We start from the raw sequence: 9,198 nt of genomic DNA, 5'->3' as shown, positions 1-9,198 counted from the left end.
AGCAGAACATTACCGTTGAAGTTATAAATCTCGTCATTCGACCCGGTGCGATCCTCAAGCAGGATATGGCAGTTCAGCCCCAACCGGGCTGCTGCGGCTGCTGTCTGTCGTGCATGATTGGACTGCGTGGCGCCTTGCGTGATCACTGTGTCAGCACCCATCTTCATGGCGTCGGCCATCAGAAATTCCAGCTTGCGAGTCTTGTTGCCGCCCGACGAAAGGCCCGTGCAGTCATCGCGCTTGACCCAGATGCGCGGCCCGCCCAGCTCGTCACTCAACCTTTCCAGCGGCTCCAACGGGGTCGGAAAATGACCAAAACGCACACGTGGAAAGTTCTCAAGCGCGCGCCTTACAAGCGCGAGGTTGCCGCCCACTGCCATAGCACCTTCTGCCGCTGCGGTTTGCATTGTGTACATTCCCTTTACGTATTCTAAGTAAGGCTAAACGCAAAAAATCGTGTTGGATAATGCCAATATTGCAGTGTACCCGTACATAAGGTATGGGTAAGCATGGATACACGCCTTCTAGAAGACGCTCTGATCCTGTTGGAAGAGCGCAGCCTGACCGCCGCTGCCGCGCGCAGGAATGTAACACAACCCGCCTTTTCACGGCGCATTAGATCACTGGAACATTGGATCGGAAAAAGCTTGCTGGTCCGTGAGGCCAACCGGGTAGAGCTGTCTCCGACGCTACTACAAAGCGAACCTCAAATCCGGTCGCTGCTCGCGCATTTGCGGCAATTGCATGGGCATCTTAATAACCCGGAAGGCATCGGAGAACCGCTGGTGATGGCGACGCAGCACTCGCTTTCGGTGTCCGTCGTTCCGGAGATTCTTCGCAAACTCCGCGCACGCAGCGGATTGCCGCAAATCCGATTGCGCACGCAGAACCAGGTGACAGCGATGTCCACATTCCTGCGCCATGAATGCGACATTCTGGTGAGCTATGAATTCCGTGAGCTGCCCCAGGTGCCTTTCGACGACACCGTTGATCGTTACATTTGGCGGCGGGACACTTTGCTTCCGGTCGTCGGAGGCGCATTAAAATATGAGCTGCTGGAAGGTCAGATCCTACCACCGGACGCCCCCTGCATTGATTTCCCCGCAGACAGCTTTTTTGGGCAGATTGTTTTACTGCATCAAGCTAAAGCGGACCGTGCCTGGACGGGAAGATCGGCTGTGGAAAGCGCGTTTTCGGTGGGGATCTCCCAGATGGTTTTGGAAGGAAGCGGCGCTGCCTGGGTTCCTCACTCGCTCATCCAGAATCACATAATTACTGGCGATGCCGTCATCCTCTCTCCGGAATACGGCCGCCTGCCGCTGGATATTATTCTTTACACCCACGTTTCCAACCCGCGCGGTACTAATTTCCGCAAATTGGTTGCCGAAACAGAGTAGCCGCAAAGAAACTTGCAGTAAGCATCACCCTTCTCCATTACAGACTTGCGATGTGCCTTACAGGTTTTGAGCCAACATCCAAAAGCGTTCCAACTCTGCTCGGGACCTCTCGATCGAACGGTAGAGTTTGATGTCGATTGAAAGCTCGAATTCTGGTTGGCTGATCTTCTGCAAACTCCCGTCTTTCAACTCTCGATCCGCCGCGCTTTCGGGAAGGAATGCAACGCCAATTCCCGCAAGACAAGCGGACTTAAGCGCCTCGGCAACGGAGTTTTCATAGATGGGGGTCACGATGTGACTCAGACCTCCGCGATCCAGACAAACCTGGGACACGCGGCCCAGAAAACTGTCAGGAGTGTATGACAGGAACGGAACCGGGCTTTTCCCTTCGAAGCTGTATCTGGCACACCCATCAGCATTGACAACGCTGACGGCTATGATCCGGTCTTTTGCGATGGTCGAAGACGGGTATCGGTTTTCATCTGAAATTGTGGGCACGGTCGGATGGGAATAGCACAACATAAAGTCTGCGCTTCCGGATAAAATTGCCTCGGCGCAGCCGGAGAAGTTTTCCGCGACCAGCCTAGTTTTGGTGGGACCAAGATGGCTGGACATTCGTGTCAGCCAGTTCGGGAAGAAGGAAATTGCCAACGAATGAAGCGCGACGAAATCAAGCACCGATGCTTCCTGACGAGATAAGCCACGGATATCGCTTTTGGATTGCTTTAGTGCGGCAACCGTGTCGATTGCGGTTTGCTTGAATGCATGACCTGCTGACGTAAGCTCAACCGGGTGTACGCTCCTGTCAAACAATGGGGTCCCGGTCCAGTTTTCCAGGTTTTTGATCCGCCGCGTGAAAGCCGACTGGCTTATGTTGCGCGCATCCGCCGCGCGGGCAAATACCCCAGCAGCTGAAAGTGCCAAGAAGTCTTCCAGCCAATCGATCTCCATCTAAATTCTCCAATTGCAGAAACTTCACACGGTAGAAGCATGTTGCAAAATTCGCAACACCTTTGCGAAAGTTGTCATGGGTGGGCGGACTTGATGGCGGTACGGTCAGACCGACACACTCACAGAGTCTCGGCCCCGCGCATTTGATGCAGGCCGCATGACCACAAAAAGGTCTCAGATCATGAAACAGCACAGAACAGAGTCCGACAGCCTTGGCCCGGTAAAGATCCCGCTGGCAGCGACCTGGGGCAGCCAGACCCAGCGGGCACTGGAAAATTTCCCGATTACGGGGGTGGCGATCAGCCACTATCCGGAATTGATTGTCGGACTGGCGTCGGTCAAAAAAGCCTGTGCTATGGCCAACAAGGACCTGGGCGTCCTGCCCCACCGGAAAGCGTCGGCCATTACGGATGTCTGTGACAAGATCATTGCCGGGGGCCATCACGATCAGTTTGTTGTTGATGTCATGCAGGGTGGTGCTGGCACATCGACCAATATGAATGCCAATGAAGTTATTGCAAATCTTGGACTGGAAAAGCTTGGGGCAGATCATGGCGACTACAACCAGCTTCATCCGAATGATGATGTGAACCGGTCACAATCCACAAATGACGTTTACCCCACAGCAATCCGTCTGGCTGTCCTGTCCAGGATCGCGCCTATGATTGAAGCAATGCATCTTCTAACCAAATCCTTCGACCAAAAGGCATGTGAGTTTCAGCATATTATGAAGGTCGGGCGTACCCAACTTCAGGACGCTGTACCCATGCCACTAGGTGCGGAGTTCCGGGGATATGCCACAACAATCAACGAGGATGCCGACCGGTTGAGGGACCTGTCGCGCCTTCTGACAGAAGTGAACCTTGGAGGCACGGCCATTGGCACCGGCATCAATGCCCCAGATAGGTTTGGCGAAGTCGCTTTGGCGCATTTGCGCGACATTACCGGCGAGCCACTTAAACTGGCCCCGGACCTGATTGAGGCTTCATCTGATCTGGGTGCCTTTGTGATGTTCTCAAGCACGCTCAAGCGGGTTGGCATCAAACTGTCTAAGATCTGTAATGATTTACGCCTAATGTCCTCTGGGCCGCGGGCTGGGCTTGGAGAAATCATTCTGCCCGCGGTTCAGGCAGGATCGTCCATTATGCCCGGCAAGATAAACCCGGTTATTCCCGAAGTTGTAAATCAGGTTTGCTATCAGGCAATCGGAAATGACCTGACCGTCACAATGGCCGCCGAGGCCGGCCAGTTCCAGCTCAACGCGATGGAGCCGGTCATCATCCATAAAGTGTTGGAAACCATGGGGTCTCTGACCAATGCAATGAATGTGCTGCGCACCCGCTGCGTGGACGGTATCGTTGCGGATGAGAAAAGATGCGAGATGTTGCTGAGCAACAGCCTTGTACATGTCACCGCACTGGCCCCGGTGATCGGATATGAGGCTGCCACCAAACTTGCAAAATATGCACAGGCGCATGGCTTGAACCTGCAAGAGGCCGCAAAACCCGCTTTGCCAGAAGAGCTTGCCGAGACTGCATTGCAGCACATGCACGGCAGGGCTCCGGAGATTGCCCAATGAACAAAAACCAATCTTTACGCATAGGAATCGTTGGCGGCCTGGGCGCCCTTGCCGGAGCCGACCTGCTGAACAGAATTGTTCAAAGGACACCGGTCAGGTCGGAAGAAGACCACAGGGAATTGATATTTCACCAGAAACCGCTGCGCGAGCCAGCCTCCCCCAAAGAGCTGAGCTACAGCCCAACACACCGAAAACTCTATGTTTTTGACACACTGTCCCGCATGGAACGGGATGGATGTGACGTGGCGCTGCTTCCATGTTTTGTCACCCATAGCTTTCTGCATGAACTGCAGGACGAGCTTGAACTGAAGCTGATCAGCATGACAGAGGCGATCGCCGCCGCCGTTACCAGACTGCGTCCCGAGCCGACAAAGATTGGTGTCATCACGACGCCTTTTGTCAGGAAAACTGGTTTGTTCGAGAACCTGTTTGGCAGGGAAATACAGATCCTCCATCCCCGGGAAGATCTGGAAAGTGCCGTCATGGAGGCCGTATATGGACGCATCGGTTTCAAAGCAGGACACTGCAATGAAGACGTTCTGAGACCCATAAATGCCGCCCTGACCAACCTATTCGAACAAGGCGCGACCGTGTTTGTGCCCGGTCTTTCTGAGCTGCCCTTGTTGCTCAACCAGCTTGACCTGCCAGACAACATGACGGCCATAGACACGGCGGCGGTTTACGCGGATTACGCCCTGCAAGAGACCCAGCCAGACCGCCGTCACCGGTTCAAAGTTGGAGTGGTCGGCGGTGTCGGACCTGCCGCAACCGTAGATTTCCTTGCCAAACTGGTCAAAGGGACCGAGGCGACCCGCGATCAGGATCACATAAAAGTCTTGGTTGAACAGAACCCGCAAATTCCTGACCGCACTGAAAATCTGGTCCGCGCAGGCACCGATCCAACTGTCGCCCTCTATTCAACCTGCAAAAAACTGGAACGCGGTGGTGCTGATATGCTCGTCATCCCTTGCAACACCGCCCACGCGTATGTCGATCGGATTCAGCGCCACCTTGATATTCCGATCATCAGTATCCTTGCCGCGACCACTGAACACATTAAAGAAACCGCCCCAGAGACGCGTGTGGTCGGGATCCTCGGCACGGATGGAACAATACAAAGTGGCTTGTATCAGACAGCACTTGATGAGGCAGGCCTTGCCCACATCATTCCCGATGACGATCATCAAAACCTGGTCATGGATTCAATTTATGGCCCGTTTGGCGTCAAATCTGGATATACCGACGGTCTCTGCAAAGAACAGATTAGCCGGGCCTTTTCCCATCTGGTTGCGCGCGGAGCCGAGGCAATCATTCTCGGCTGTACGGAATTGCCGCTCATCGTGACCGAAAGCGCAGACGCATTCGGGGCGCTTCCTGTCGACCCGACCGATGTGCTCGCCCGCAAATGTGTACAGCTCGCAAAATTCTAGGCGCCACCGAAACTTTATCCGACAGAAGAAACGGTGTTGCAAATATTGCAATGCCATTTCTCTATTTGCGCGACCATGACCGGCACGACGGTGTTACCTTGCGGCGACTGCAGGCAGCTCATTCCAGTTGACTGCCATGGAAAGGGAGAACCTATTGATGAATACCAGTCGCAAAACAGGGTTTATGGCACCTTGGAGGAATATGCTTCTTTGGAAGCAAATCGTGATCGCGCTTGTTCTTGGGGTGGTTACGGGCGTGTTGCTGAACGCAACCGGAAACGCAGCAATTGCGGGCATGATCAAGAACATTGGAACCCTGTTCCTGTCGCTTATCAAAATGCTGATTGTCCCGTTGATCTTCGTATCGCTCGTTTGCGGTATGACATCGGTCAGCGACATGGCCCGCATGGGGCGAATTGGCCTGAAGTCGATTGTATTCTATCTGGGCACAACTGCATTCGCGATCACGATTGGACTCGCTTTGGGCCTGATGTTGCAACCCGGCGCAGGAATTGATCTGAGCACCGCAGCCGCAATGGAACCCAAAGCGTCTCCGCCTTTCATCCAGCAACTTATCGGGATCGTTCCCAAAAACCCAATCGCCGCTGCCGCGGATGGCAACGTGCTTCAGATCATTTTCTTTGCGATTATGTTCGGTCTGGCCATCAACCTGGTGGGTGACGCTGGAAAACCGGTCAGGGATTTCTTTGAAGCCCTAAATTCCGTCATCTTGAAGCTGACTGAGATTGTGATCAGTTTTGCACCATATGGTGTGTTTGCACTAATGGCCTGGGTCGCCGGAACCTATGGTCTGGATCTCCTGTTGCCTTTGGGAACCGTGATTGCTGCGCTCTATATTGGTTGCGTTCTGCATGCCGTCATTGTTTATGGCGGGCTCGTTTCGATCTTTGCGCGTTTGAGCCCAATCCGCTTCTTCCAAGGCATCATCGAGCCGCAGATCGTGGCCTTCACCAGCACGTCCTCTTCGGGGACACTGCCGGTCACGATGACGGCGGTTCAGCAGAACCTTGGCGTGAACCGGTCGGTTGCAAGCTTTACGCTGCCGCTTGGAGCGACAATCAACATGGACGGAACCGCCATGTACCAAGGCGTTGCGGCTCTTTTCGTGGCACAGGCCTTTGGGATAGAGCTGGGCATGTCGGAATATGTCACAATTATTCTGACGTCGACACTTGCCTCCATCGGCACCGCTGGTGTGCCGGGTGCCGGGCTGGTGATGCTGTCGCTTGTTCTGAGCTCGGTCGGCCTGCCTTTGGAAGGTGTAGCCATCATCGCAGGCATCGACCGCATTCTCGACATGGCACGTACATCGCTCAACGTTACCGGCGACGCTGCCTGCACCGTCATTATTGCGAAATCCGAAGATCAACTGGATCTGGATGCCTACGATACTCCCCACGTGCTAAAATCGCCCGACGTTTCGCGGGCGTAATTAATAAAGCACATCACTGCGGCCGCCCTGAAAAGGGCGGCTGTTTTTCTGTTCAGGACGTCGCCTGAATGATGCCGTCACCCTCCCCCCCTATCTCAATTTGTTGGTTCAGTTAAGTTGATCCCTTGGCAATGAATCAGGTTGGCGGGAACACTAGCAGGCCACCCCGACCCCTTCACTATTCTGCTCGCTTAAGCGTCTGGATAGAACCAGTGAGCAGGTCTGGAAGCGCTATAGCCCCACGGATGGTTCGAGAGTATTTGTCAGATCAGACCAGATTTGTGCATTTCCCTCGCCGTGTTGATCAGAGAGGCGGATCAGTATGATGCCCAGATCCTGATGCGGCAAGTCATGTAATCGCGGCAGCCGCCTTTCGGTTAATTGCCGTTTGACCAGTGTCAGCGACAACTACACCAACCCTTCGCCATCCAGCGCATTCACAGGCAGCAAGGGTCAGTGCAGTCTCCGCCTTCGGGCAACAAAGGCAAAACGAACTGGCTGAACAGGCGCCCCAGGATAACATCAGGGGGATATGAGATGAACGGAATCTCGGTGTTATCAGCGTGGACCGCAAGATCGGGGGAAACCACTGGCACCAATGTATCGCCGCCCAGCCGCCACACCCCAAACGCGTGTGGCACCGCAGGACCGGGGGCCTCCGGGCGTTCAAATACCATAGCGAAATCGACCTCGCCAGACAATTGCAGCATCAGACAATTGTCCCGGTTTCCGGATCGCACCCGCCGCGTGAACGGCGAGACCGACAGTGGCAGGGTGTAGGGGTATCTTAAACTGACCGACGATCTGTTCGACCAGGGTGAACGGCTCTTAGTGAACCGGGCGGCGCGTCTGGCGCTACTGACCGGGATCGCTGCTTTCATCGCTGCCGCTCCTTCTCCCAGCCAAGGACTCGTTGCGGAAAACTCTAATCAAAAATGGCCGGAAAATGGGTTTCAGAGCACTCTTGTTCGAGGTTCTCGGTCCTCCGTTTTTCAAACATAGCGGTGGTCCAGATCAAATGGGGCACTCCGATCAAGTAAAGAAAATGGCCCTGCCGAGGGGGAGGCAGGGCCATGTTGCCGCAATCTGGAGGTCTAATTACCTTAGGTTCTTGCGGCGTAACCTTCATTCTTCCAGATGCTGTCCGCCTTGGGAATTGACATCCCTTTCAGGGTAAACACCGCCTGATCCCAAACGACTAGGTCAGGTATATATAGCTGACAGGTCACGATACCTTTTGGGGAAACAACCCCAACTGGAGTTGTTTCGTAGTTGTTTGGGTCATTGCGTCCGCAACTACTCAGGATTGTTGTAAGAGCTTTGCTACTCGGTTTACATGGATTCTCCTTCTATAAAGAGGTTGCGGATGTAGGTGAGTGATGCCGGCCTAAACTGCACGGTCCAGGTTTATAAGTTTGCTGTCATGGGCGTTCAAAACCACGCGCACGGTCTTCCCGTAGTTTGACGCTTCCTCAAACGCACCGAGTTCTGGAAATAGGTTCAGGATTTCTTCACGCATTTCATTGTCTTGTGACAAGACCTGGGAGCCGGGGAAGAAGCTCTCGGTCCAAAGATCGTTTGACAAGACAAGTTCATGAGCGTCGAACAAGATATGGAAATACTCAACCATACCTCCGGGTTGCCGCGTGATACCAGGTTGGCCAACAAGGTGTTTTGCAGCAACCAGCACTTCGCTTTCACCAAACAATACGCCCATGTCTCCGCTGGTTATTAGAACGCGGTGATTGGGCGATAGCCACAAGTACTGATCATTCGACCCTAGCACGCCGGGGGCAATGCGGATCGGCGCCAATTTCCCTATCGCAGAAACTTTTTTTGACCCGATCCACCGGATTTCCTGAACACCACTATCCCGAGTGATAACTCTATCGCCGACCTTCAGGCGTTCAACTAGTGTCAATCCTCTGGCAGTAGCGATCTCCGTGCCGGCTACGAAACAGGCCACGCCTGTTTGTTTAAACAACGAAGACCTAGTGATTCCAGACAAAGCGGCAGGCCCGGCGATCTGCCTTCCTCCAATCAACATGTTGTCGGAATAGTCACCAGAGGATTGGTTCAGAATACCATCATCGCCATCCCCCGCGATGAGTCTATTAGAACCGGCCCCGCCGTTGATAATACCATCAAGCCGATAGAATTGACCGCCATCAATCATGGCGGCGCCATCAACAACAATGGTCGCGTTATTGAGCGATTGACCATCGCCGTTGACGTCAATGCCAACAGTTGTCGGGCCGGAGAAAGAAAACATCGTCCCTGCGGTTACCTGTGACGCTCCACTAGGTGCTCCACCGCCATTTGTAAGCGCTGTGTTTCCTAAGCCCCTGATGAGACCCTCAATCGCATAGTAAAAACCCATCCACTCGT

General features: G+C 54.0%; 8 protein-coding genes. 4 read left to right on the top strand and 4 right to left on the bottom strand.

Features of this window, described 5'->3' with window-relative positions:
* Positions 1-380, bottom strand: a 380-nt coding sequence (locus tag AC2FND_RS12035) for a pyridoxal-phosphate dependent enzyme (RefSeq protein ID WP_496769948.1), incomplete at its 3' end; no start/stop codon positions are given.
* Positions 381-509: 129 nt separating this feature from the next.
* On the opposite strand from AC2FND_RS12035, the gene AC2FND_RS12030 reads away from it, so the two are divergent.
* Positions 510-1,397: a LysR family transcriptional regulator gene (locus AC2FND_RS12030; RefSeq protein WP_480508363.1), complete on the top strand. Its 888-nt coding sequence runs from the start codon at positions 510-512 to the stop codon at positions 1,395-1,397.
* Positions 1,398-1,454: 57 nt separating this feature from the next.
* On the opposite strand, the gene AC2FND_RS12025 is transcribed toward AC2FND_RS12030, so the two are convergent.
* Positions 1,455-2,348 carry a LysR family transcriptional regulator gene (locus tag AC2FND_RS12025; RefSeq protein ID WP_496769945.1) on the bottom strand — a complete coding sequence of 298 codons (894 nt, stop codon included), beginning with the start codon at positions 2,346-2,348 and terminating at the stop codon, positions 1,455-1,457.
* A gap of 181 nt (positions 2,349-2,529) precedes the next feature.
* Between AC2FND_RS12025 and AC2FND_RS12020 the strand changes: the two genes are divergently transcribed.
* The 3 genes from AC2FND_RS12020 (at position 2,530) to AC2FND_RS12010 (ending at position 6,810) form a co-directional block, all read left to right on the top strand.
* Positions 2,530-3,927, top strand: a complete 1,398-nt coding sequence (locus AC2FND_RS12020; protein ID WP_496769944.1) for an aspartate ammonia-lyase — start codon at positions 2,530-2,532, stop codon at positions 3,925-3,927.
* Positions 3,924-5,357 (top strand): cysteate racemase, encoded by a 1,434-nt coding sequence (gene cuyB, locus AC2FND_RS12015; protein WP_496769943.1) that lies wholly within the window; start codon positions 3,924-3,926, stop codon positions 5,355-5,357. The genes AC2FND_RS12020 and cuyB overlap by 4 nt, the downstream gene beginning before the upstream one ends.
* Positions 5,358-5,559: 202 nt before the next feature.
* Positions 5,560-6,810, top strand: coding sequence for a dicarboxylate/amino acid:cation symporter (locus AC2FND_RS12010; protein ID WP_496769941.1), 1,251 nt, complete (start codon positions 5,560-5,562; stop codon positions 6,808-6,810).
* Positions 6,811-7,247: 437 nt separating this feature from the next.
* On the opposite strand, the gene AC2FND_RS12005 is transcribed toward AC2FND_RS12010, so the two are convergent.
* Together AC2FND_RS12005 and AC2FND_RS12000 are read right to left on the bottom strand one after the other, a co-directional pair.
* Entirely contained in the window at positions 7,248-7,691 is a 444-nt protein-coding gene (locus AC2FND_RS12005) for a hypothetical protein (RefSeq protein WP_496769939.1), read from the bottom strand.
* A gap of 506 nt (positions 7,692-8,197) precedes the next feature.
* Entirely contained in the window at positions 8,198-9,190 is a 993-nt protein-coding gene (locus tag AC2FND_RS12000; protein ID WP_496769937.1) for a Hint domain-containing protein, read from the bottom strand.
* Positions 9,191-9,198: the final 8 nt, after the last annotated feature.

This window comes from Ruegeria sp. BHSB056 (genome assembly GCF_059613305.1).
Note: the sequence above shows the minus strand (reverse complement) of the source record. Positions and strands in the feature narration are given on the sequence as shown.